24 protein-coding genes are annotated in these 22155 nt (G+C 70.7%); 8 read left to right on the top strand and 16 right to left on the bottom strand.

What is annotated here, in order from left to right:
* Window positions 1-147: 147 nt before the first annotated feature.
* From ACFW9Z_RS25975 to ACFW9Z_RS25955, 5 genes are all read right to left on the bottom strand, one after another.
* On the bottom strand, window positions 148-444 hold the full coding sequence (locus ACFW9Z_RS25975) for a type II toxin-antitoxin system VapB family antitoxin (RefSeq protein WP_003967677.1): 297 nt from the start codon (window positions 442-444) through the stop codon (window positions 148-150).
* Between the two features lie 360 nt (window positions 445-804).
* Complete coding sequence (locus ACFW9Z_RS25970; RefSeq protein ID WP_384644937.1) at window positions 805-2355, bottom strand: M28 family metallopeptidase; 1551 nt, start codon at window positions 2353-2355, stop codon at window positions 805-807.
* A gap of 162 nt (window positions 2356-2517) precedes the next feature.
* Window positions 2518-3210 (bottom strand): HhH-GPD-type base excision DNA repair protein, encoded by a 693-nt coding sequence (locus ACFW9Z_RS25965; RefSeq protein WP_384644935.1) that lies wholly within the window; start codon window positions 3208-3210, stop codon window positions 2518-2520.
* A 211-nt stretch (window positions 3211-3421) separates the two neighbouring features.
* On the bottom strand, window positions 3422-4699 hold the full coding sequence (locus tag ACFW9Z_RS25960) for an RNA polymerase sigma factor (protein WP_384644980.1): 1278 nt from the start codon (window positions 4697-4699) through the stop codon (window positions 3422-3424).
* A gap of 74 nt (window positions 4700-4773) precedes the next feature.
* On the bottom strand, window positions 4774-5184 hold the full coding sequence (locus ACFW9Z_RS25955; RefSeq protein ID WP_384644934.1) for a YciI family protein: 411 nt from the start codon (window positions 5182-5184) through the stop codon (window positions 4774-4776).
* 234 nt (window positions 5185-5418) lie between these two features.
* Here ACFW9Z_RS25955 and cbiE point away from each other — a divergent pair, with 234 nt between their 5' ends.
* Both cbiE and cobM read left to right on the top strand, forming a co-directional pair.
* Window positions 5419-6720, top strand: a complete 1302-nt coding sequence (gene cbiE, locus ACFW9Z_RS25950; RefSeq protein WP_384644932.1) for a precorrin-6y C5,15-methyltransferase (decarboxylating) subunit CbiE — start codon at window positions 5419-5421, stop codon at window positions 6718-6720.
* The gene (cobM, locus tag ACFW9Z_RS25945) at window positions 6717-7466 is read left to right on the top strand and encodes a precorrin-4 C(11)-methyltransferase (protein ID WP_384644930.1); all 750 of its coding nucleotides are present in this window, start codon (window positions 6717-6719) and stop codon (window positions 7464-7466) included. The genes cbiE and cobM overlap by 4 nt, the downstream gene beginning before the upstream one ends.
* An 86-nt stretch (window positions 7467-7552) precedes the next feature.
* Here cobM and ACFW9Z_RS25940 read toward each other — a convergent pair whose 3' ends face one another.
* Entirely contained in the window at window positions 7553-8848 is a 1296-nt protein-coding gene (locus ACFW9Z_RS25940) for a helix-turn-helix domain-containing protein (RefSeq protein ID WP_384644928.1), read from the bottom strand.
* 189 nt (window positions 8849-9037) lie between these two features.
* Here ACFW9Z_RS25940 and ACFW9Z_RS25935 point away from each other — a divergent pair, with 189 nt between their 5' ends.
* The 3 genes from ACFW9Z_RS25935 (at window position 9038) to ACFW9Z_RS25925 (ending at window position 11318) form a co-directional block, all read left to right on the top strand.
* A complete protein-coding gene (locus ACFW9Z_RS25935) occupies window positions 9038-9508 on the top strand; it encodes a hypothetical protein (RefSeq protein ID WP_384644926.1) in 471 nt (156 codons plus the stop codon).
* 134 nt (window positions 9509-9642) lie between these two features.
* Entirely contained in the window at window positions 9643-10359 is a 717-nt protein-coding gene (locus ACFW9Z_RS25930) for a class I SAM-dependent methyltransferase (protein WP_384644924.1), read from the top strand.
* A gap of 242 nt (window positions 10360-10601) precedes the next feature.
* Window positions 10602-11318 carry an SMI1/KNR4 family protein gene (locus ACFW9Z_RS25925; RefSeq protein WP_384644922.1) on the top strand — a complete coding sequence of 239 codons (717 nt, stop codon included), beginning with the start codon at window positions 10602-10604 and terminating at the stop codon, window positions 11316-11318.
* A gap of 67 nt (window positions 11319-11385) precedes the next feature.
* Here the strand turns inward: ACFW9Z_RS25925 and ACFW9Z_RS25920 are convergent, their stop codons facing one another.
* Complete coding sequence (locus ACFW9Z_RS25920; RefSeq protein ID WP_384644920.1) at window positions 11386-12252, bottom strand: NAD(P)-dependent oxidoreductase; 867 nt, start codon at window positions 12250-12252, stop codon at window positions 11386-11388.
* On the opposite strand from ACFW9Z_RS25920, the gene ACFW9Z_RS25915 reads away from it, so the two are divergent.
* Window positions 12251-12652 (top strand): winged helix-turn-helix transcriptional regulator, encoded by a 402-nt coding sequence (locus tag ACFW9Z_RS25915; protein WP_384644919.1) that lies wholly within the window; start codon window positions 12251-12253, stop codon window positions 12650-12652. The genes ACFW9Z_RS25920 and ACFW9Z_RS25915 overlap by 2 nt on opposite strands.
* Before the next feature lie 92 nt (window positions 12653-12744).
* On the opposite strand, the gene ACFW9Z_RS25910 is transcribed toward ACFW9Z_RS25915, so the two are convergent.
* The 5 genes from ACFW9Z_RS25910 to ACFW9Z_RS25890 all read right to left on the bottom strand — a co-directional run bounded on the left by ACFW9Z_RS25910 (window position 12745) and on the right by ACFW9Z_RS25890 (window position 16700).
* On the bottom strand, window positions 12745-13869 hold the full coding sequence (locus ACFW9Z_RS25910; protein WP_384644917.1) for a methyltransferase domain-containing protein: 1125 nt from the start codon (window positions 13867-13869) through the stop codon (window positions 12745-12747).
* A complete protein-coding gene (locus ACFW9Z_RS25905) occupies window positions 13866-14819 on the bottom strand; it encodes an MvdC/MvdD family ATP grasp protein (protein ID WP_384644915.1) in 954 nt (317 codons plus the stop codon). The genes ACFW9Z_RS25910 and ACFW9Z_RS25905 overlap by 4 nt, the downstream gene beginning before the upstream one ends.
* 47 nt (window positions 14820-14866) lie before the next feature.
* Entirely contained in the window at window positions 14867-15142 is a 276-nt protein-coding gene (locus tag ACFW9Z_RS25900; protein ID WP_384644913.1) for a hypothetical protein, read from the bottom strand.
* Window positions 15143-15263: 121 nt separating this feature from the next.
* On the bottom strand, window positions 15264-15590 hold the full coding sequence (locus ACFW9Z_RS25895) for a hypothetical protein (protein ID WP_384644911.1): 327 nt from the start codon (window positions 15588-15590) through the stop codon (window positions 15264-15266).
* A 330-nt stretch (window positions 15591-15920) separates the two neighbouring features.
* The gene (locus tag ACFW9Z_RS25890) at window positions 15921-16700 is read right to left on the bottom strand and encodes a GntR family transcriptional regulator (protein WP_384644909.1); all 780 of its coding nucleotides are present in this window, start codon (window positions 16698-16700) and stop codon (window positions 15921-15923) included.
* Between the two features lie 18 nt (window positions 16701-16718).
* Here ACFW9Z_RS25890 and ACFW9Z_RS25885 point away from each other — a divergent pair, with 18 nt between their 5' ends.
* Window positions 16719-17186, top strand: coding sequence for an NUDIX hydrolase (locus ACFW9Z_RS25885; protein WP_384644978.1), 468 nt, complete (start codon window positions 16719-16721; stop codon window positions 17184-17186).
* Between the two features lie 25 nt (window positions 17187-17211).
* On the opposite strand, the gene ACFW9Z_RS25880 is transcribed toward ACFW9Z_RS25885, so the two are convergent.
* Entirely contained in the window at window positions 17212-17745 is a 534-nt protein-coding gene (locus tag ACFW9Z_RS25880; protein ID WP_384644908.1) for an NUDIX hydrolase, read from the bottom strand.
* A 337-nt stretch (window positions 17746-18082) separates the two neighbouring features.
* A complete protein-coding gene (locus ACFW9Z_RS25875) occupies window positions 18083-19192 on the bottom strand; it encodes a cobalt-precorrin-5B (C(1))-methyltransferase (RefSeq protein ID WP_384644906.1) in 1110 nt (369 codons plus the stop codon).
* A gap of 30 nt (window positions 19193-19222) precedes the next feature.
* Here ACFW9Z_RS25875 and ACFW9Z_RS25870 point away from each other — a divergent pair, with 30 nt between their 5' ends.
* Complete coding sequence (locus ACFW9Z_RS25870) at window positions 19223-19981, top strand: cobalt-precorrin-6A reductase (protein ID WP_384644904.1); 759 nt, start codon at window positions 19223-19225, stop codon at window positions 19979-19981.
* Here ACFW9Z_RS25870 and ACFW9Z_RS25865 read toward each other — a convergent pair.
* Together ACFW9Z_RS25865 and ACFW9Z_RS25860 are read right to left on the bottom strand one after the other, a co-directional pair.
* Entirely contained in the window at window positions 19966-21495 is a 1530-nt protein-coding gene (locus ACFW9Z_RS25865) for a precorrin-2 C(20)-methyltransferase (protein WP_384644902.1), read from the bottom strand. The two genes, ACFW9Z_RS25870 and ACFW9Z_RS25865, sit on opposite strands and share 16 nt — an antisense overlap.
* Window positions 21495-22121, bottom strand: coding sequence for a precorrin-8X methylmutase (locus tag ACFW9Z_RS25860; protein WP_086777636.1), 627 nt, complete (start codon window positions 22119-22121; stop codon window positions 21495-21497). The genes ACFW9Z_RS25865 and ACFW9Z_RS25860 overlap by 1 nt, the downstream gene beginning before the upstream one ends.
* Between the last annotated feature and the right edge of the window lie 34 nt (window positions 22122-22155).

Below are 22155 nucleotides of genomic sequence, written 5' to 3'. Positions count from 1 at the left end.
AAGCAGCGTAGTGCGACCCGGTGATGATGCGTACTAAATGATCAACGTAGAGCACCCGGATGAGTACGAAAGCACCCGAAAGGCCCGAATTCGGGTGGCGTCGTCATCAGGGTGTTACGTGGAGGCGGCGCGGGAGGCCTGGCTGCGTCAGCCCAGGTCGAGGACGCGCGCGTGCAGTACCTGCCGCTGCTGGAGCGCGGCCCGGACCGCCCGGTGCAGCCCGTCCTCCAGGTAGAGGTCGCCCTGCCACTTCACGACGTGGGCGAAGAGGTCGCCGTAGAACGTGGAGTCCTCGGCGAGGAGGGTCTCCAGGTCCAGCTGCCCCTTGGTGGTCACGAGCTGGTCCAGGCGAACCGGACGCGGCGCGACATCCGCCCACTGTCGGGTGCTTTCCCGGCCGTGGTCGGGGTATGGCTTCCCATTTCCGATGCGCTTGAAGATCACACGGAAAGCCTACCGGTCAAGGGGTGCCGGGCGCAGCCAGGGAACCCCTGTGCGGCGCCCCGCCAAAGGGGGTAGAGCGCCGCATAGTGCTGGATACCGGGGCAGCAGTTCGTCCGTACGAATGCGAGCACGCCGCAGGCGGTGGGCGTTCGGGCCCTGGCTCGGCTCCGCCTGCGGCGTGCGGCGTTCCGCCTGGGTGTGGCGTTACGCGCGGTGCGTTATGTGGCGTTACGTGTGGTGTGGCGTTCCGTGCGGTGCGTTACGCGTGGTGTGGCGTTTTCGCGCGGTGCGTTACGCGGCGTTACGCGCGGTGCCTTACGCGGCGTGCGCTACGTGGTGTGCGTGCGTACGGGGCGGTCGTTACTCCGTGACCTCGTGCCCGTGGCCGTCGTGCAGGCCGCCGCCGCTGCCCGGGGTGCCGGTGCTGGGCACCGGCTTGACCGGACGCTTCAGCGAGCGCAGGTCGTGGGCGTACGTGCCGACGGCGTTGGCGATCACGTCGATGTTGAGGTCGAAGTGGCGCATGTCGATGTTGCTCAGGTCGTCGCAGGCCGCGTGGTAGCACGGGTCGTAGGCGACGCCCGCCTTTCCGCCGTAGGTCCGGGCCTGGGCCGGCGTCTTGATGCCCTCGGCACCCGTGAACGTACCGCCTGCGGGGATGCCGACCTCGATGAACGGTCCGTAGTCCGAGCGGCCCGTGAAGTCCGTGCCCTCGTGCTTCTTGCCCTTGCTGTCGAGGAACTTGTTGATGTCCCGCTCCAGTTGGGCGGAGCCCTCCGGGCCGGGGCCCGCGCCGACGCCGTCGGAGTCGTCGCCGTCGTAGACGAACTGGACGCCGTTGGGCGAGGCGATCATGTCGAAGTTCAGGTAGAGCTTGATCTGCTGCCGCTGCTTCTCGGAGAGCGACGCGACGTACGCCTCCGAGCCGAGCAGGCCGTTCTCCTCGGCCGACCACCAGGCGAACCGGACCTTGTTGGCGGGCTTGCTCTTCGACTTGGCGAGTTCCAGGGCGACTTCGAGCAGCCCGGCCGAACCGGAACCGTTGTCGTTGATCCCGGGGCCCTCGGTGACGGAGTCGAGGTGGGCGCCGAGCACCACGGTGTTCGCCGCCTTGCCGCCGCGCGTGTCCGCGACGACGTTGCGGGTGGTGCGGTTCTCCTGGAGCTCGCGGACCTCGAAGGAGACCGTGACCTCGCCGGCGGCCAGGTCGGCGGCGAGCTTCTCGCCCTCCTCCTGGGAGACCCCGCCGGTCGGGATCTTTCCTGCCGCGGCCTCGCCGAGCGTGCCGGAGAGGATGCCCTCGGTGTTGTTGTAGATGACCGCCCCGGCCGCACCGGCATCCGCTGCCGCCGCCTGCTTGTCCGCGAAGGTGCAGCCGCCGCGCTTGATCAGCGCGATCTTGCCGGTGAAGTTGGCGGAGGCGTAGTCGGACGCCTCGCAGCCCGGGGTGTCGTCGACGGGGACGCCGACGAGTCCCGCCGTCAGGCCGCCCACCCGGGTCGACGGGGTGTACGTCATGGCCTTGATCGTCACGTCGCGGGGCGTCGGCGAGACCACGGCGAGCTTTTCGGCCAGGGTCTCCGTGTAGATGAAGCGGAAGCTCTGGTACGAGACCTGGTACCCGGCCCGCTGGAGCTGCCGGTAGACGTACGCCGCCGAGGCGTCGTGGCCGAGCGACCCCGCCGCGCGGTGGCCGCCGGCCGAGTCGGCTATCGCCTGGAACTGCTTCAGGTGGCGGTAGGCGTCACGCGCGGACGAGTTCTTCACCAGCTCACGGGAGAGCTTGACCGCCTCCTTCGAGGGGCCGTGGGACCCGTGGGAGTGCCCGGGGTACCCGTGTGAGGGCTTGTGGTGCGGGGCGGCGCCCAGGAGGAGCGGCGTGGCCAGAGCGGTGGCGGCCACAACTGCCATGGCTCTGCGACGTGTTGCGTGCACAGGAGTCCTTCCGGTGGAGACGTGCTGGACGTGTGAACGAATGTGGAGCGAAAGCTAGCGAGTGGGGTGGCTCCTGGGAACCGCAGTGGCTGGATCTGATCGCTTCCTCCACTCGTTCTGTCCGGCTGCTCCTTCTGGTCACTTCCCGTGTGAGGCTTTCGCGGCTTTCGCCGTCTTCGCTGACGGCGGCTTCGCTTTCGTCGCCGCATCCGTGGCCTTGGCCGCCTTGGCTGCCTTCGCCGCCGCCTTCGCCTCCTGCTTGTACGCGCGCACCTCCGCGAGCGACTCCGGCCCCGTGATGTCCGCGACCGACCGGCGCGACCCGTCCTCCCCGTACGCCCCCGCCGCCGCCCGCCACCCCGTGGGACGTACGCCGAACTGCTTGCCGAGCAGCGCCAGGAAGATCTGGGCCTTCTGGGTCCCGAAACCGGGCAGCTCGTTCAGCCGCCGCAGCAGCTCCTCCCCGGTACCGGCGTCCCGCCACACCGCGCTCGCGTCCCCCTCGTACTCCGCGACCAGGTACTGGCACAGCTGCTGGACCCGCTGCGCCATGGAACCGGGGTAGCGGTGGAGGGCCGGTTTGGTGGTGAAGAGGGCGGTGAAGGCCTCGGGGTCGTACGCGGCGATCTCCGCCGCGTCCAGGTCGTCCGAACCCATCCGCTCCGCCAGCGTGTACGGGCCCGTGAACGCCCACTCCATCGGGACCTGTTGGTCCAGCAGCATGCCGACGAGGGCGGCGAGCGGGCTGCGGGCGAGGAGCGCGTCCGCCTCCGGCTGCTGGGCGATCGCGATCTGCCGGGTGCTGTCCTTGCCGCTGTCGCTCTTGGTCATACTTTCGATGATCCCGAGGCCGCGCGCGGACGGCGACTCCAGTCGCGCCGATGGCCCCTTCTGCTTCGGCTGAAGGAAGTACCCGCGTGTGTTCGGGCACTTACTTCAGGTGTTCATGGGTGCTCATGGGCGTTCACCGGTGCTTACCGGCGTTTACCGGCGTTTACGGGTGTTTACGGGCTGACAGGTGTTTACGGGTGCTTACGGGTGTTTACGGGCTGAGCCGGTCCGCCCGCGTCCGCAGGTAGTGGCTCTCGGGTTCGCTGAGGGTGCCGTCGGCCGCCGCGTGGTAGGCGGTGCGGGCGGCCTCGTGCTCCCCGGCGCGCTCCAGGAGGTGGGCGCGTACGGCGTCGAGGCGGTAGTGACCGCCCAGCGTCCCGGTCAGCGCGTCGACCTCCGCCAGCCCGGCGCGCGGCCCGTGCACCATGGCCACCGCGACCGCCCGGCCCAGGACGGCGGCCGGGTCGGGGGTGCGGTGCACGAGGAGCTCGTACAGGGCGAGGATCTGCGGCCAGTCGGTGTCCTCGGCGCGCTCCGCCTCGTCGTGCAGGGCGGCGATGGCGGCCTGGAGCTGGTAGTCCCCGGCCGGCCCCTGGGACAGGGCCTCCTCGGCCAGGGCGGTGCCCTCCGCGATCGCCGTACGGTCCCAGAGGGCGCGGTCCTGCTCGTCCAGCGGGACCAGCTCGCCGTCACGCCCGGTGCGCGCCGGGGTGCGCGCCTCGGTGAGGACCATCAGCGCCAGCAGCCCGGTCACGCGCCCCTCGTGGGGGAGCAGCCGGCGTACGGAACGGGTCAGCCGGATCGCCTCGCGCGCCAGGTCCGTACGGTGCAGAGCCGGGCCGGAGCTCGCGGTGTACCCCTCGTTGAAGATCAGGTAGAGCACCTGGAGGACGGCCGCGAGCCGCCGGTCGCGGTCCTGGGGCTCCGGCGGCCGGAACCGCGTACCCCGTACCGCCCGCTTGGCCCGGCTGATCCGCTGCGCCATCGTCGCCTCCGGCACCAGGTGCGCCCGGGCGATCTCCGCCGTGGTCAGCCCGCCGACCGCACGCAGGGTCAGTGCGATCTGGGCGGCGGGGGAGAGCGCGGGGTGGCAGCAGAGGAAGAGCAGGGTGAGCGTGTCGTCCTCGGAGGGGCCCCGGCCGCCCTGCCGCCCGGTGGGGCCTTCCCCGGTGGGGCCCTCCCCGGGCGGCAGGGCGACGAACGCGTCCGCCGGGGTGAGGGCCGCCGCCTTCGCCTCCCGCCTCCGACGGGCCTCGTCACTGCGGAGCCGGTCCATGAGGCGGCGGGAGGCGACCCGGATCAGCCAGCCGCGTGGGTTCTCCGGAACCCCGTCCTCCGGCCACTGCCCGGCCGCCGCGATCAACGCCTCCTGGACGGCGTCCTCGGCCGGGTCGAAGTGCCCGTAACGGCGGACGAGCGCGCCGAGGACCTGCGGCGCGTGGCGGCGCAGCAGGTCCTCGATGCCGTCGGCCGTACGGTCCGCCTTCAGTGGTTGCTCCTAGTCGTCGATCAGCCGTCGAGCAGCCGTCGAGCAGCCGTCGATCAGCGTCGATCAGCCGTCGGTCAGCCGTCGATCCCGCCGCCGATGGTCCGGATGAGCACCGGGTACTCGGGCGCCCCGGCCGGCTGCGGACAGCGTGTCACGCGGGCGGCGATCTCGGTCACCCTCTCCAGGCTCTCGCATTCGAGGATCCAGAACCCGGCGAGCAGCTCCTTCGTCTCGCTGTACGGCCCGTCCGACACCACCGGCCGCCCCTCGGCGTCGACGCTCACGGCCCGCCCCTGTGCGGGCTCCGTGAGCCCGTACGCGCACACCAGCTCGCCCGACTCGGCGAGGTCGTCGTTGATGCCGCCCATGTGGGCGAACATCGCCTGCATGGCCTTCTCGTCCCAGACCGGACTGTCGGGGGACCCCTTGCCGGCCTGCGCGTCGTAGTCCTTCTGGCTGCCCTGGACCATCACCAGATACTTCATGACTGCCGCCTCCGTGGTAGCTCGCTCTTTGTTCTTCCTTCTCCGCTTACACAGGGGACGTCGGGGCCGGGGCGCGGTTCTCGACACCACGCGCGGTTCTTTTCCGGATTCACCCGCTGGAGGGTCCGGAACGACAGGTTCAGTAAAGTGCGGCAACGTCGCCCCTCCCTGCACGCTTATTACCTCCCCGCCCCTATTACCTCCCCGCCCCCCCCCTGATCGAGGTCTCCGACTGTGTTTGCCGCCCCTCCCCCCGTTCCGCCGGCGCATCCGGTCTCCGTCGTGGGGATCGGCGCGGACGGCTGGTCCGGTCTGTCCGGTGGGGCGCGGGGGGCGCTGCGGGGCGCGGAGGTGCTGATCGGCGGGGCGCGTCAGCTGGAGCTGCTTCCGCCGGAGTGCGCGGGCGTACGGGTGGCGTGGCCGTCGCCGCTGCGCCCCGCCGTGCCCCGCCTCCTCGCCGAGCACCGGGAGCGCCGGGTCGCGGTGCTGGCCAGCGGGGACCCGATGTTCTACGGGATCGGGCGCGCGCTCGCGGCGGAGCTGGGGCCGGAGGGCCTGCACGTACTGCCGCACCCGTCCTCCACCTCGTACGCCTGCGCGCGGCTGGGCTGGCCGCTGGAGGACACGGAGGTCGTGACGCTGGTGGGCCGTCCGGCGGCTCGGCTGGCCGCATCCCTCCACGAGGGCCGCAGGCTGCTGGTCCTGAGTGCGGACGATTCGACGCCCGCGACGGTGGCGGCGCTGCTCACGGCCCAGGGCTTCGGCCCGAGCCGGATGCGGGTCCTTGAACAGCTGGGCAGCGAGGCGGAGGCGTACGCGGACGGCATCGCGGAGAGCTGGGCACACGCGCCCGGGGACCGCCTGAACGTCATCGCGATCGAGTGCCGGGCCTCGGCGGACGCGCTGCGGCTCGGCGCCGTACCGGGGCTGCCGGACGAGGCGTACGAACACGACGGCCAGCTCACCAAGCGCCACATCCGGGCCGCCACACTCGGGGCCTTGGCGCCCGCGCCCGGAGAGTTGCTGTGGGACGTGGGCGGCGGCTCGGGATCGATCGCGATCGAGTGGATGCGTACGCACGTCTCCTGCCGGGCGGTGAGCGTGGAGCGGGACCCGGCGAGGGCGGAGCGGATCAAGCGGAACGCGGACCGCCTGGGAGTCCCGGGCCTGCGGGTCGTAACGGGCCCGGCCCCCGCAGCCCTGACCGAACTGGAAGTCCCCGACGCGGTGTTCATCGGCGGCGGCCTGACGGCACCGGGCCTGCTGGACGCGTGCTGGGAGGCGCTGAGGCCCGGGGGCCGGCTGGTGGCGAACACGGTGACGCTGGAGTCGGAGGCGCTGCTGGGCGAGCGGTACCGGGCGTACGGCGGCGAGTTGACCCGGCTCGCGGTGGCGCACGCGGTCCCGGTGGGCGGGTTCACCGGCTGGCGCCCGGCCATGCCCGTAACGCAGTGGTCCGTACGCAAACCCCCAGTCCCCACCCCAGCCCCGGCCCCAGCCCCAGCCCCGGCCCCAGTCCCAGGAGATCGATCATGACGGTGTACTTCATCGGCGCGGGCCCCGGCGCGGCCGACCTGATCACGGTGCGCGGCGCGAGACTGCTCGCCGCGAGCCCGGTCTGCCTGTACGCGGGCAGCCTGGTCCCGGTCGAGCTGCTGGCCGAGTGCCCGGCGGACGCCCGCCTGATCGACACGGCAGACCTGGACATCGAGCAGATCACCGCGGAGCTCGTACGGGCCCACGCGGAGGGCCACGACGTGGCGCGGCTGCACTCGGGCGACCCGTCGGTGTTCAGCGCGGTGAACGAGCAGATGAAGCGCTTGGACGAGGCGGGGGTGCCGTACGAAGTCGTCCCCGGCGTCCCCGCGTTCGCGGCGGCGGCCGCGGCCCTGAAGCGCGAGCTGACGGTCCCCACGGTCGGCCAGACGGTGATCCTGACCCGCATCGCGCAACGAGCCACGGCCATGCCCGAGGGCGAGGACCTGGCCACCCTGGGCCGCAGCGGCGCCCTGATCGTGCTGCACCTGGCGGCCCGCTACGTGGACCGGGTCGTGGAGGAGCTGCTCCCGCACTACGGCGCGGACTGCCCGACGGCGGTGGTGGCGATGGCGTCCCGCCCGGACGAGATCATCCTGCGCGGCCCCCTGGACTCGATCGCGGAGCAGGTGAAGGCGGCGGGCGTGATCCGGACGGCGGTCATCATGGTGGGGCGGACGCTGGGGGCGGAGCAGTTCCGGGACAGCCACCTGTATGCGGTGGGGCGGGACCGGGGCGGGTGCTGACAGCTCTTCCGGGCAGCTTTTCCGGGCAGCTCTTCCGGGCCCTGAAGTACCGGACATGCTGGGTGACGCCACTCCCGCCAGGGAGGTCAGGTGGAGCGCAGACCTGCTGCTTCGGCCAGTTCCCGAACGCCTGTGGTCCGGGGGTGGCGGGAGTGGATCTCGGTGACGATCCGCCGGATGGCCGGTCGATCGCGTACCTCACCCGGTGAAACACGTACTGCGGACAGAAGCTCGGCGGTCGCTTGTTCCGGCTTGCCCCACTGCCACCAGGCCCGAGCCAGGTCTGTGTGCATGCGGCCGCGACGCTCAACTGTTCTGAACTGCGCCGCGCGCAGGCCCCGACCCGCTTCGAGCGCCGCGCCGGCGTCACCGAGCGCCCAGTGGACGCTCACGGCATACAGGTCGACAGAGGCAGGGGTGACGGAGAACAGACGTCCCGCGGGCGGGTCGGCCGGGAGGTCGCGGGCGGCCCGTGACGCCTCCCGGATCATGGTGACGGCCTGATGCCGATCACCGGCGACCGCTGCGGTGTACGAGGTGGTGCAGAGCATCTGCGCGTAGGCGGACGCCTGCACATCCGTCGTGAGTCCCGTCGCCTCGACCTGGGCTACGGCGTCGATGATGAGGCGCTGCGCGGCTGCGGGCTGACTCTGGTGGCGGAGCACGATGCTCAGTTCGCGGGCGGCGGCTGCGATGGCGAGCGGGGAGCCGGACAGTTCGGCGTAGACGGACGCCCGGTCGGCGGTCAGCCGGGACTGCTCGTAACGGCCCACCTTCGTCAGGACCTGCGAGGTGAGGCTGTAGGCGGAGGAGAGCCTGCCGTACGCCACGTCGGTGCGTGTCCGCCGTGCGCCGTCATGCGCGTCGGCCAGAAGCCCCGGGAGCACCTTGAGCAGGTGAGTGTTGCGGGCAGCGTCGAAAGCGGAACGCGCCTCTGCGAGGCGCATGTCCAGGGGGACGGAGGACCCTGTGGGATCCGGCATGGCGGCCAAGGCCGTGTCCATTCCCGCGAGCAGCTGGACCGGGACGGCCAGGCCGGCTGCGGCGAGCAGGGTGCGGCGGCGCATCAGGTCCTCCTCCACTCGTGGACCTACCGGCGCAACCCTAGTGGTTGTGGGTCTCACCAGCCCCAGACACTCCGCCAGAAGATCTGTGGGCAAGCCGACTTCCGAGGCGGCTTTGCGAAGGAGCCGCAGATCGGCATGGCGCCCGCGCTGCTCCAGACGGGACACGGTGGATGCCGAGCACCCGATCCGTACGCCGAGGTCCGCCTGCCGCCACCCGCGCTCTTCGCGCCCTATGCGGATGAGTGCCCCCAGTTCGTGGCGGGCGACGAGCGCCCTCGCCTTCGGAGAGTGCCACATCGGATCGATGGTGCGCATCGCACCTCCACTGGCCGGGGTGGGGACCGTCTTTCCACGTTAGGCGGTGCGGCGACGCCCGTATACGGCACATGCAAGACGTGCAAATGTGTTGCACGGTACGGGTGTTGACTGTCGCGCCACCCTCGGCGCGAGGTGTCCTTCTGTCATCGCCCCCGGCCGGGGGCCGAACCGGAGGAGGCTGCCCCAATGACCGCAGTCCTGGACACCCCTGTTCGCGGGAGCACCGGACTCGTCAGTTCCCCGCGGGACCCGCACGCGTATGTGTCCGCCGATCAGTGGTCCAAGCTGGTCGGCCTGCTGATGCGCGACTACCCGTTCGACTCCGTGATGGCCGAGCGGGTGCTCGGCCAGGCCGTCGCCTATGTGATCACCGCCATGGAGAACAAGGGACGTCGACTCGGCATGGGGCCGGGCCGCATCGTCGACATCGGGGTCCACATGATCATGCTGGACACGAAGGCCTTCTTCGCCCTGTGCGAGAAGTACAACGCCGGCGAGTACCTGCACCACGTGCCGCTGGTCGAGATGAAGGGGGACGGGTCTGTGGCCCGGACCGCCGAGCTGCTCGCCCACGCGGGCTGGGACATCGACGGCCCGCTGTGGGCCGCCGATTCCTCTCAGTGCACGCCGTGCCGTCCCGGCGAGGACGGGCACTGAGAAGGCATAGGGGCCCGCCGTCCTTGCTGGAGCAAGGACGGCGGGCTGCGCACTGCCGAGCGAGGCGGGGCGCGTACGGGTGAATGCTGTGAGGCCGCTGCGGCTGTTGTGATGGGCAGGCCAAGATATGGTCCGTGACTTCGACCTCGTCCTCCCCGGCAGACATCCTCGACCGCTGGCATCACTATGGAACCTCCACGAACGTGCGTCGCGCTGTTGGCCGTCTGTACTGGGACTGGTACCAGCGAATGGGACCGGGCGATGAACTGCTGGGGTACCTCGCCGGTCGTACGGTTGCGGAACTGGGCGCCGGAGCAGGCCATCAGGCGGCCCATGTCGCCGCCGAGTTGAAAGCGGCGCGCGTCATCGCGATCGACAGTTCTGCTGCTCAGCACACCCGTGGCCGCGACCTCTACGGAGACGTGCCAGGCCTGGACTTTATCCACGACGACGCTGCCGCATACCTCCAGGACCACCCGTCCAGTCTCGACGTCGCGTACAGCGTCTTCGGCGCACTCGACTTCAGTAACCCCCAGACCTTGCTCCCGGCCGTCGGGGCGGCGCTCCGGCCCGGTGGCACTCTGGTGTTCTCCACGCTCGCCCACTACCGAACGGGTGCGCCGCCCGAGACGGAGTGCCGCCCCGCCGACATCCCGACCCGCATGCCTGACGGCAGTGCCGGAACCATGCAGCGATGGGTCCTGGAATCGACGGTATGGACGAAGCTGCTGGACAAGTACGGGTTCGACCTCGTCGATTCCGACACCGTGCACGACCCGGGGCCCGACGGCGGGGCGCCGGTGGCCACCACCCTGTTCCGGGCGAGGAGGAGGGGGCGACACGCCCTCTGATGCGGTGGCCGTTTCGGCTTGCCCTACGACAAACAGCAACGATACGGACCGGGACTGACCTATGGCAGTCGATGTTCAAGGCCGGTCAGCCACAATCACTCCAGGGATCCGTCCATCACGCTTGTAGCTGCCCCAGGTGAAGGCGGCGGGGGTGATCAGGAAGCTCTGCCGATGGCCGGTCCGGCACACCGCGTGCGGTCGGCAGTGGACGGATCCGGCTCTTGGCGCGGCGCCTCCCTGCCATGCCTGCCACGGCATGCCTGCCGGGCCTGCCGGGCCTGACATGCCTGCCATGGCAGAGGCTCAGCGCGTCGACGGTGTTTACGCTCCCCCGTATGACGATCGACTGGATAGCGGAATCACGACGCCTGGACCGGGGGCATCGCTCCGACGAGAGGGGCCGGAGACCTTCGAGGCGAGGCGCTCCCCCGCCGCCGCTGTCCGAAAGGGAGGTTCGCGAAGCGGAGGCGGAGCTGGGCATCGTGTTTCCGGACCAGTACCGGGAGTACGTACTCCGGAAGAGCGCAGGCGGCGCGGTGAACCGTCTGCGTCGTTCTGCGGCGGGCTGGGGCTGGGAGGGGGACGCGGACACCAACTACGACCTGCTCACCACTCCCTTCCCGCATCCCGACTCCTACCGTGGTGATGAGGACGACCTGGACGCGCGGGAGCCGCTGGCGGAGAACTTCCCGGACCACAGCGCCCATCAGGCGGCCTGGAAGCAGTGGGAGGCCGAGTACGAGGTGTTCGAGGAGCACAAGACGGCCGGCGCTGTGGTCATCCAGGAGAACGGCTGCGGCTTCTCGACCCTGCTCGCCGTCACCGGTCCGCTCCGGGGCTCCCTGTGGTTCGACGCCCGGGCCACCTGTGACCTGATCCTTCCTCTGCTCCTGGGCGGTCGGCCGGTGTCCTTCACGGACTGGCTCGCTCGGGGTTCCATGGAGCTGGTCCGCTGGTGAACGCTGCCGGGTCGGCGGGTCGGCGGGTCGGCGGGCCGACAACGGGATGCGGGGTCGGTCGGCCGGTTCAGCTGCTGAGCAGTTCGGCGACGTGGGCGTAGGAGTCGTCCGCGTAACCGGCCGTCATGCCGCGGCTCGCGATGTCGTGGGCGGCGGAGATGACCGTAATGTCCACGCCACGGCTGCGGGACGCGTCGAGCACATGGGACATGATGGCCGCCGCAGAACGGAGGTTGGAGCCTCCGGCGGGGTACTCGCCGGTGTCGACCTGCTCGGCGAAGGCGTCGATCACCTCGGGCAGGAGACCGGCGATCCCCTTGGCGTAGGGGGCCAGATCGGAGGCGGTGATGCCCTCGGCCCCGGCGAGGGCGAAGGCGTGGACGACGCCGGTCAGCGCCGTCCAGAAGATGTCGAGCAGCGCGACGTCGTGCGCCCCTGCCCGCCCCGGGTCCGAGCCCAGGTGTACGCAGGTGCCGCCGATGGCCTGGAGGGTGTTCCGGTGGCGTTCGTACAGGTCGGCCGGGCCGCTGTGGAGGACCAGGGTGGCCGGGCCGCCGACGAGGTACGTCGGAACCATGATCGCGCCGTCGAGGTAGCCGATGCCGTGCGAGGCGGCCCACTCCGCGGTGGCGCGGGCGTCGTCGGGGGTGCCGGCCGTGAGGTTGACCAGGGTGCGGCCCTTGAGCGCGGCGGTGTGCGGGGCGGTGATGGCACGGACGGCGTCGTAGTCCAGCACGCAGACCACGACGAGGTCGTTCGCCGCGATCGCCTCGGCGGCGGTCGCGGCCTCGGCGGCGCCGTTCTCGACAAGGCCGTCCGCCCGGCCCGGGGTACGGTTCCACACGGTGGTGGGGTGGCCCGCGGCCAGGAACGCGGAGGCCAGGGACCGGCCCATCGGGCCCAGGCCGAGAACGGTGACGGGGGAAGCAGACATGGGGAACTCCGAGGTCGTGACGGTGACCGATCCGCACACGTGCGGGATGGCCGTGGCCGTCGGGGTGTTCGAGGGCAAGTGGAAGTCGTTCATCATGTGGGCGCTCGCCGACGGCCCACGCCGTTTCGGGGAGACCAGACGGCTGGTCACCGGCATCAGCGAGAAGGTGCTGACCCAGCAGCTCAGGGAGCTCCAGGCGGACGGGATCGTGCACCGGGAGGACTACGACGAGGTACCGCCCCGGGTCGCGTACTCGCTGACCGAGAAGGGCCATCGGCTCTACGAACTGCTGGAACTGCTCTCCGCCTGGGGTCGGGACCACCTCGCCGCAGGGGCGGGGGCGGTAAGGGACGAGGGGCTTGGCGCGCCTCCAACAGACTCCCCGGGCATGGGTACTTGATCAAGTACGCACCTTCAGGTACGTGCCCACACCTGGCCCGGGCACCATGCGGCGGTGGGCCTCGCCGCCTTGCCCACCCGTTCGCGGCTCAGCTATGTACGGAGGCTCCAGCTCGGGCCGTCCGGGGTGTCGAGCCATACGCGTTGGACGTTGTTGTCGACGGTGAGGCCGTATCGCTCGGGGCCGGGCTCGTCGTGGTCGGTGAAGATGCGGTACGAGTCTTCGAGGCGGGTCCAGAGGGAGCGGGGGCCTGCCTCGCTCACGGTGCCGTCGGGGTGGAGGGTGGCGATTGCCCCGTCGGGGGACCAGACGCGGGCGGCGGTCGGCTTCCCGTCGGCGTTCAGGTCGTACTGCCAGTCGAGGTGGGGTTCGGCGATGCTCAGCAGGAAGCGGTAGGCGTTGTCGGCCAGTGCGGATGCGGGTACTTCGGTGTGGTGGGCCTTGCTGTTGGGGAGGGCGGGGCGGCGGGTCGGGATCCCGTCGGCGGTGTCGTGCCGCAGCGGCATGAAGTAGGCCCCGCCGGGGAGGAACCGGCCCTCGGCCTGGTGGGGGCCGGTTCGGTGGATGCGGACCAGGGCGTTGCCGAGCGGGGCGAGGATCTGGCCGGCGTCGGTGCCTGTTCCGTCGGTGAGTTGGCGTACCCATGCGGGTGGTACGGAGTTGATGCGGCAGGTGGCGATGATCCGGTCGTACGGGGCGAGTTCGGCGTGCCCGTATGTGCCGTCGGCGAGGACGACACGTGGTTCGTATCCGGCTTCGGTGAGACGGGCGCGGGCTGTGGTGACGAGATCGGGCTCGGTGTCGAGGGTGGTTACGGAGTCGTTGCCGAGGCGGTGTGCGAGGAGCGCGGCGTTGTAGCCGGTCCCGGTGCCGATCTCCAGTACCTTCATGCCGACCTCGTCCTCCACTTGCAGGGCTTCCAGCATGGTTGCCATGAGGGACGGTTGAGAGCTCGACGAGGTCGCCGTGCCGTCGGTGCGGTGGGTGACCAGGGCCCGGTCCTGGTGTACGGCGTCGAACCACTGGTCGCGCGTCTCGGCCTCGTACGCCGAGATCCTGCGTCCGGTGTGGTCGTAGAAGTAGGGGACGAACACGTGTCGGGGGACCTGCTCGAAGGCGGCTTGCCAGGCAGGATCGGTGAGGTCGCCGGAGTCGATCAGGGCCTGCACGAGTTCGGCGCGCCTGGCGGCTGCGGCCTCAACCAGGTTGGTGGTCATGGGGTGCCCTTCTCCAGGAGGTCGGCGAGAGCGTGCGTGATCGGCTCGCGTGTGAGGTCGATCCATGCCCACTGCCCGCCGGGGTTCACGTCGATCAGGTAGTGGGTGCCGTCGGCGTCGACGATGAGGTCGAGCGCGGCGTAGACGAGGCCCAGGTCGCGCAGCGTGGTGCGGATGCCGTGGGCGACATCGGCCGGGAGGGCGGCAGGCGTGTGAGCGAGCGATGAAGAATCGCGGCGCCAGTCGAGGCGGGCGGGGCCGTCGGGAGCGTGGAGGGCGACGGGGAAGAGCTGACCGGCTACGGAGGTTACCCGGATCTCGTACGCCTTCGTCGTGATTTCCCGCTGGAACAGATGGGCGGTGAGTCCGATGCGGGGATTGCTGAACTGGTCGGGCGGGACGCGGCGGGTGTAGAGCTGCCCGCGTTTGCCGTCCTCGGTGTGGACGATGCCGCCGAACACCTTGGTCACGATGCGCCCGCCGCACTTGGCGGCGAACGGGGCGACGGCGGCCGGGTCGTTGGTGATGAGCGTCTCCGGTACGCGGAGCCCGGCCCTGGCCGCGGCGGCGAGCTGCGCGGGCTTCGTGCAGTCGGCGTTCCGCTCCGGGTGGTTGACCCACAGGACGCCGGGGAGAGATCCGAGCACTCCGGGGAGCGCACCCTTGGCCTGCGAGGCGGCGAAGCGCCGTTCGGGTCCGCTCATGGTGTCGGGGAAGGAGTACGGGGTGGGCTTGCGCCACCACACCGACCGGAGCTCGGACAGGTCGACGCCGCGCAGCCCGTCGTACATCCGCCCGGTCCATCCGGCCTCGGGCTGTAACTCGGCGGTGAGCGTCGACCGGCGGGGGAAGTCGGCCAGGTCCGTACGCCAGAACGGCACGCCCCGCTGGGTAAGTTCGCGTAACACGTAGTCCGCGGTGGGGTCGAGTGCGTAGGTGATGACGAGCACGCGCGGAGCCTCCGCCCCGCGCGTGCTCTGCCCATGGTTGGGGGCCATCAGTCGTCGTTCTGGTCGGTGTCGATGGCGATCGCGTCCCTGCCGTCCGACTCGGTGTTGCACGACGTGCCCGCCATGCCCTCGATGCCGAGGACTATCGTGCCCTCGACCAGCGAGAGCTGCGCGTCCGGGTCGACCGAGACTGCGGGCTGTCGGCCGACGGTGACGGGGGTGGTCAGGGCGTCCAGCCCGAAGGGCCGGGTGTGCAGGGGGCCGGGGGGCTGGGTGTGGGTCAGGAGGGACAGGGTCGGGATGCGGTCGACGAGTACGGGCATGACTTTCGCCTTTCGCTGGGGCTGAGTTGATGGGACTGGCTCGGGGTGGTGCGGTGATCTCCGTCCGGGCGTCCGAGGGCGGCAGGACGGAAGCTTTGAGGGAGGGGGCGATGGCTTGCGGTCAACCTGCGTACGAGGCCGGCTCCGGGGCGTTCTGCCAGGTGTGCAGCTCGGCGTGACCGGCGAACAGACAGCAGCCCTCCCCGTCCGTTCCCGGCCCGGCCACCGGGCAGTCGGGCAGCGCGATCAGGTCCGTCCCGGTTCCGCGCCAGCGGAGCCAGAGGGCGGTGCCGTACGTGGCGAGTTCGGCCAGGAGGCCGTGGTGCTCGTTGCTTTCGTGGGCTGGCAGTTGGCACTGGACGGCCCTGTCGACACATCCGGCCGGAGCCATCTGCCGTGCCTCCTGCGCCAGGTCCAGCGGCACCCGGCACCAGTGCTTGCACCGCATCACGACACCATCCGCAGGGAGTCGGCGGAGTCCTGGCCCGCGCACCGGCCGCACGCGCACGGCGGGAGCCGCCGGGGTTCTTGGGGAGTACCGGGTCGTCGCCTACACGGATCTCCGTGAGCCGCCCCCAGGTCCGGCCGGAGTCGCGCGAGACCCGCAGTGTCATCCGTACATCAGCGTTCTTCGCCGACGGCATGAGCACCTCATATACAAGAGACAATCTCCTTCACTCATGTATATGAGTGATAGTCGATAGAGTGCCTCACTCCTGTACATGAGTCAAGTGTTCTTCGGTATGCGGAGGTTGTGAGGCAAGCGCCTGATGTTGCCTCAGTCTGCGGCGGGAAAGCGGTAGTCCAGGACGAACTGGTCGGCGGCCATGATCGTGTCGCACACCTCCACGACCCGTCCGGACTTTGTTTCCGCGTTCCGTACGAGGTGGATCACCGGGGAGCCCGGGCTCAGTGCGAGTGCGGTTGCCTCGGCCTTGGTCGCGAGCCGTGCCCGGACCGTTTCGCTGAACTCCGCGAGGGTGTGGCCGTGGTCTTCGAGGCGGGCGTAGATCCCGCCGCCGCCGGGGTTCTCGGCGAACATCTCCGGGATGTCCTTCACCACGTCCCAGGGGAGGTATGAGGTGGCCTCCTCCGTGGGAACGCCCTCCCGGAAGTAGCGGCGTTTGCGTGCGAGGACCTGGGAGCCGATGGGCAGGGCCAGCCGCTCGGCGATCTCCTCGGGCGCCTCGGTGGGGCCGACGAAGAGGACGGTCACGGACGGTTTGCCGCCGGACTGCTCGGCTTCCGCGAGGTAGGCCGCCTTGCCTGCCTTCCGGTGTGTCCGGCGGAACCGGTCGGAGGACTTGCGCTGCACAGGCGGCCGGGAGCGGACGAACGAGCCCCGCCCGTGGTGGGTCTCGATCAGCTGAGTCGCCCGCAGTTCCGCGACCGCTTTGCGTACGGTTCCCGAGGCGACGCCGTAGCGTTCCATGAGGGTCGTCTCGCTCGGCACGGCGTCTCCGGCCCCCAGAGTGCCGGACCGGATCTGCGCGGCAAGGTCGTCGGCGATCTGGAGATACTTCGCCTTGGCCGAAGAGGTCACATCGCTGCTCGCCATAGTCCTTCTGAGTCTCCTATTCTCCTGTACATGAGTAACATCCGTCAGGAGAAACCGTCAACGCCGCTCCACTCCGTGTCCGTAGCCGGAGTGGTCGTCCGGGAGGACGGCCGGGTGCTCACGATCAGGCGGGCCGACAACGGGACCTGGGAACCGCCCGGAGGCGTGCTCGAACTGACCGAGGCCCCCGAGGACGGTGTACGGCGCGAGGTCTACGAGGAGACCGGCATCAAGGTCCAGGTGGACCGGCTCACCGGCGTCTACAAGAACACCTCACGAGGCATCGTCGCCCTGGTCTTCCGCTGCCGTGCCGAGGGCGGCCACGAGAAACTGTCCGACGAGGCCGTGGCAGTTGAGTGGCTGACCCTCGACGAGGTGACCAACCGGATGGCCGAGGTCTACGCGGTCCGGGTCACCGACGCCCTGCTGGACGGTCCGCCCCACGTGCGTGCGCATGACGGCCGGAAGCTCGCTCGGGACGCTTGAGGTCCAGGACAACTGCCGCGCGAATTCAGCTGATTGCCTCGCCCATGAGTACGTAGAGCAGTCCGACGAGGGAGCCGCTGCTGACGATTTCGCGGCGGTCGATCATGCTGCGGATGTTGGCCAGCGGGATCCACTCGATGCGGTCCGACTCGTTCTTTTCGGTGGGCGGGCCTTCGTACGTGGCTCCGTCGGCGTGGAAGATGTGGTGCTGGGAGTCAGTGATGCCGTTGGCGGGCTCGGCGTAGATCAGCGGCCTGAGCGGACTTGGGCGCCAGCCGGTTTCCTCCAGGACTTCGCGGGCCGCTGCCTCGGCGGGGGTTTCGTCGTTCTCGACCAGGCCCATGGGGAGTTCCCAGGCCCAGGTGTCGGTGATGAAGCGGTGGCGCCACATCATCAGGACCTCGCGCTGCTCGTTCACCACGGCGGCCACGGCCAGGTTCCGGAGTCTGACGACGTGGTGGTCGAAGCGGTTGCCGTCCGGGGTCTCGATGTCGGTGAGCCACAGGTTCACCCAGTGGTTCTCGTAGACCGGGCGTTCCCCGTGGATCTTCCACTGCATGCTGAGGCTCCTCTCGGCTGACCTTACCGAGACCGAGGGTGCACGACTGTTCCGGGGAGCCTGGATCGCGGGGGCGCTTCGTCGCGACCTGTTGGACCGCTCAGATGTTCCGGCACTTCGACGACCCGAAGCCGGGCTATGGGGCCGACTGGCCCGATCTGCCCGCCTGGCAGCAGGAGACCGACGCCGACATCTTCGACACCATCGAGAAGACGCTGAGCTGAGCGTTTCACGCCCATGAGGGGCATCAACATGCCCTGGCATTCCACCCTTGCGGGTTGATCTGCGTTGCTCTGCCCCGCCCGTTCAGCGGATGGTCCGCAAGGCACTTCAAGGCCTACGTCCTCCCCACCACCGTCCCCGCCCGGTCGATGCAGATCACGTCGACCGCTACCGGCGCGCCCCGCAGGACCGACAGTGCCTCGTCTCGGGCGCGGGTCGCCACCAGGTCGCCCAGACGCACCCCCGCCGCCTCGCTCAACCTCAGCGCCTCCAGGCCCGTGTTGGCCGTGGCGATCCGTGTTGCCAGCTCTTCGTCCGCGCCGCCCTGTCGGGCCAGGTCTGCCAGGAAGTCCTTGTTCACCTGGGAGCGGGCCGAGTGGAGGTCCAGGTGGCCTGCTGCCAGTTTGGAGAGTTTGGCGAAGCCGCCGCAGATCGTGAGGCGGGGGACGGGGTGGCGGCGTACGTATTTCAGGACCGCGCCCGCGAAGTCGCCCATGTCCAGGAGCGCGATGTCCGGCAGGTCGTACTCCGCCGCCACCGTCTTCTCCGACGTAGAGCCCGTGCAGCCCGCCACGTGTGTCAGGCCTGCTGCTCTTGCCACGTCCACGCCCCGGCGGATCGAGTCGATCCAGGCCGAGCAGGAGTACGGGACGACCACGCCTGTGGTGCCGAGGATCGACAGGCCGCCCAGGATGCCGAGGCGGCCGTTCCACGTCGAGCGGGCGATCTCCTCGCCGTGGTCCACCGAGACCGTCACCTCCACGTCCCCCGGCTCCCCGTACTCCGCCGCCACCCGCTCCACGTGCTCCCGCATCAACTGGCGCGGCACCGGGTTCACCGCCGGCTGGCCCACGTCCAGGGGCAGGCCGGGGAGCGTCACCGTGCCCACGCCCGGGCCCGCCCGGAACACCACCCCGGAGCCCGGCGGCAGCCTCCGTACCGTCGCCCTCACCAGCGCCCCGTGCGTCACGTCCGGGTCGTCCCCCGCGTCCTTCACCACCCCGGCGCTCGCCCGCCCGGCCCCCAGCTCCTCCACCGCCAGCGCGAACGCCGGTGTCTGGCCCCTCGGCAGCGTGATCCTCACCGGGTCCGGGAAGTCGCCGGTCAGCAGTGCCGTGTACGCGGCCGTCGTCGCCGCCGTCGCACAGGCACCGGTCGTCCAGCCGGGGCGTAGACCCGTGTGCTTGAGTTGGGCACTGCGACCGCCCCGCGCCTCAGCGGTCATGAGCGTCGTTCATGAGAAGAGTCCGTTCCGATGATGCACGTGAAGCATGTTCTTGTTCTGGGAGGGACCACCGAGGCCCGTCGGCTGGCCGAGCGCCTTGCCGGTGAACCGCGCGTGCGCGTCACCACCTCGCTCGCCGGGCGCGTGGCCTCCCCCCGGCTGCCGCCCGGTGACGTGCGCGTCGGTGGGTTCGGGGGGCCCGACGGGCTTGCGGAGTGGGTACGTGAGCACCGGGTCGACGCCCTTGTCGATGCCACCCACCCCTTCGCCGCCACCATGAGCCGGAACGCCGCCTCGGCCGCCGCGCAGGCTCATGTTCCTCTGCTCGCCCTTCGCCGGCCCGGCTGGGTCGCCCAGGACGGCGATCGCTGGCACTCCGTCGCGTCCCTCGCCGAGGCCGCGAGCCTTTTGCCGGCCCTCGGTGAGCGGGTCTTCCTCACCACCGGGCGGATGGGGCTCGCGGCCTTTGCCGAACTCCATTCCCTGTGGTTCCTCGTACGGTCCGTCGATGCGCCGGAGCCGCCCTGCCCTCGGAGGATGGACGTTCTGCTCGATCGGGGGCCGTTCAGCCTCGACGGTGAGCGGGAGATCCTCCGGCGTCATCGCATCGATGTGCTGGTGACCAAGGACAGCGGCGGAGACGCCACCGCTCCCAAGCTCACCGCCGCCCGTGAGGCCGGGATTCCCGTCGTCGTCGTGCGGCGGCCACCGGTTCCCGGTGGGGTGCCGGTGGCCGCCACGCCGGACGAGGCCGTGGAGTGGGTACGGCGCCTCTACGCCTCCGGGTAGCGGCGCGGCGTCCATACGATGCCCTGATCGGCCTTGCCCCGCCGCACCCAGCGCGTCTGCGACGAGCCCACGATGAGCAGCGTCCGCATGTCCACCTCCGCCGGGTCGACGTCCGCCAGCCGTACCGTACGGACGCTCTCCGTCGGGCCGCCGACGTCCCGTGCCAGAACGACCGGGGTGTCCGGAGAGCGGTGCTCCAGGAGCAGATCACGGGTCTTGCCGACCTGCCACGTACGGGACTTCGAGCCCGGGTTGTACAACGCCAGCACCAGATCCGCCGAGGCGGCCGCGCGGAGCCGTTCCGCGATGACCTCCCACGGTTTGAGGCGGTCCGAGAGGGAGATCGTGGCGTAGTCGTGGCCCAGGGGTGCGCCGGCGCGCGCGGCGGCGGCATTCGCTGCGGTGACCCCGGGCAGGACCCGTACGGAGATGTCCGCGTACTCCTCCTGCGAGGCCACCTCCAGCACCGCAGTCGCCATCGCGAAGACCCCCGGGTCGCCGCCCGAGACCACCGCGACGCGGTGGCCCCGCCGGGCCAGGTCCAGCGCGAACTCCGCCCGCTCCGACTCCACCTTGTTGTCCGAGCCGTGCCGCGCCTGGCCGGGGCGGACCGGGACCCGGTCCAGATAGGTCGTGTAGCCGACCAGGGCATCGGCCGCCGCCAGCGCGCCCCGCGTCTCCGGCGTCAGCCACAGCGGGCCCGCCGGGCCGGTGCCCACCACCACGACCCCGCCACCTGCCTCACCAGAAGGGCGCGGCGCGTCTATCCGGCTCGGCAGCACCGCCACCGAGAAGTACGGCACCGACGCCGGGTCGATCTCCGCCAGGTCGCCCGTGCGCTCCCCGGCCATCGTCGCCCGCTCCACGTACCGCGCCTCCGCCAGCCGCCCCGACGCCTCGAACGCCCCGCGCACCGCCGGGAACGTACGGCCCAGCTTCATCACCACCGCCGTGTCGGTGGCGGCCAGGCGGGCCGTCAGCTCCTCCTCCGGGAGCGTGCCGGGGAGGATGGTGAGGATCTCCTCGCCCTCGACGAGGGGGGTGCCGAGGCGGGCCGCCGCCGCGCTGACGGACGTGACGCCCGGGATGACCTCGGTGGCGTACCGGTCGGCCAGCCGCTTGTGCATGTGCATGTACGAGCCGTAGAACATCGGGTCGCCCTCGGCGAGCACCGCCACCGTCCGGCCCGCGTCCAGGTGCGCCGCCAGGCGGGCCGCGGCCTTCTCGTAGAACTCCTCCAGCGCGCCCCGGTAGCCGCCCGGGTGGTCCGTGGTCTCCGTCGTGACGGGGTAGACCAGGGGCTCCTCGATGTGGTCGGGCCGCAGGTGGGCGGCGGCGATGGACCGGGCGATCGAGCGGCCGTGGCGGGCGCTGTGGTACGCGATCACGTCGGCCTCGCCGATGACCTGGACGGCCCGGAGCGTCATCAGGTTCGGGTCGCCGGGGCCGAGTCCGACGCCGTAGAGGCGGCCGGTGCCGGTGTCCTTCACCGGGGAAGTCACTGGAGAGTTCACTACTCTTCCTCGCTCGCGATGGCGTTGAGCGCCGCCGCCGCTATCGCGCTGCCGCCGCGCCTGCCGCGCACGATCAGGTGCTCCAGGCCCGACGCGTGCTCGGCCAGGGCCTCCTTGGACTCCATCGCGCCGACGAAGCCGACCGGGACGCCGATCACGGCGGCCGGGCGCGGGGCGCCCTCCTCGATCATCTCCAGCAGCCGGAACAGGGCCGTCGGCGCGTTGCCGACCGCCACCACCGCCCCCTCCATCCGGTCCCGCCACAGCTCCAGGGCCGCCGCGCTCCGGGTGGTCCCCATCTTCGCGGCCAGCTCGGGCACGGACGGGTCGGAGAGCGTGCACACCACGTCGTTGTCCGCGGGCAGCCGCTTGCGGGTGACCCCGCTGGCCACCATCGCCACATCGCAGAGGATCGGTGCGCCGGAGCGCAGGGCCGCGCGGGCATCGGCCACGGCGTTCGGCGAGAAGGCGAGGTCGCGTACGAGGTCGACCATGCCGCACGCGTGGATCATCCGGACGGCGACCTGGCTGACGTCGGCGGGCAGCCCGGCCAGATCCGCCTCCGCGCGGATGGTGGCGAAGGACTGGCGGTAGATCGCCGGTCCGTCCTTCTCGTACTGGTGCACAGTGCTGTCGCTTTCTTCTGCCGTGAGCTCGTCA

The organism is Streptomyces sp. NPDC059452 (assembly GCF_042750035.1).
Classification (GTDB): domain Bacteria; phylum Actinomycetota; class Actinomycetes; order Streptomycetales; family Streptomycetaceae; genus Streptomyces.
The sequence above is the reverse complement of the archived record's forward strand: the minus strand, read 5'-3'. Positions and strand labels throughout refer to the sequence as shown.

Coding starts and splice junctions, on each gene's coding strand:
- ACFW9Z_RS25970 (WP_384644937.1), bottom strand. CDS start 2,355: ATGGCAGTTGTGGCCGCCACCGCTCTGGCCACGCCGCTCCTCCTGGGC.
- ACFW9Z_RS25965 (WP_384644935.1), bottom strand. CDS start 3,210: ATGACCAAGAGCGACAGCGGCAAGGACAGCACCCGGCAGATCGCGATC.
- ACFW9Z_RS25955 (WP_384644934.1), bottom strand. CDS start 5,184: ATGAAGTATCTGGTGATGGTCCAGGGCAGCCAGAAGGACTACGACGCG.
- cobM (WP_384644930.1), top strand. CDS start 6,717: ATGACGGTGTACTTCATCGGCGCGGGCCCCGGCGCGGCCGACCTGATC.
- ACFW9Z_RS25940 (WP_384644928.1), bottom strand. CDS start 8,848: ATGCGCACCATCGATCCGATGTGGCACTCTCCGAAGGCGAGGGCGCTC.
- ACFW9Z_RS25935 (WP_384644926.1), top strand. CDS start 9,038: ATGACCGCAGTCCTGGACACCCCTGTTCGCGGGAGCACCGGACTCGTC.
- ACFW9Z_RS25925 (WP_384644922.1), top strand. CDS start 10,602: ATGCCTGCCACGGCATGCCTGCCGGGCCTGCCGGGCCTGACATGCCTG.
- ACFW9Z_RS25915 (WP_384644919.1), top strand. CDS start 12,251: ATGGGGAACTCCGAGGTCGTGACGGTGACCGATCCGCACACGTGCGGG.
- ACFW9Z_RS25920 (WP_384644920.1), bottom strand. CDS start 12,252: ATGTCTGCTTCCCCCGTCACCGTTCTCGGCCTGGGCCCGATGGGCCGG.
- ACFW9Z_RS25910 (WP_384644917.1), bottom strand. CDS start 13,869: ATGACCACCAACCTGGTTGAGGCCGCAGCCGCCAGGCGCGCCGAACTC.
- ACFW9Z_RS25900 (WP_384644913.1), bottom strand. CDS start 15,142: ATGCCCGTACTCGTCGACCGCATCCCGACCCTGTCCCTCCTGACCCAC.
- ACFW9Z_RS25895 (WP_384644911.1), bottom strand. CDS start 15,590: ATGCGGTGCAAGCACTGGTGCCGGGTGCCGCTGGACCTGGCGCAGGAG.
- ACFW9Z_RS25890 (WP_384644909.1), bottom strand. CDS start 16,700: ATGGCGAGCAGCGATGTGACCTCTTCGGCCAAGGCGAAGTATCTCCAG.
- ACFW9Z_RS25880 (WP_384644908.1), bottom strand. CDS start 17,745: ATGCAGTGGAAGATCCACGGGGAACGCCCGGTCTACGAGAACCACTGG.
- ACFW9Z_RS25875 (WP_384644906.1), bottom strand. CDS start 19,192: ATGACCGCTGAGGCGCGGGGCGGTCGCAGTGCCCAACTCAAGCACACG.
- ACFW9Z_RS25870 (WP_384644904.1), top strand. CDS start 19,223: ATGATGCACGTGAAGCATGTTCTTGTTCTGGGAGGGACCACCGAGGCC.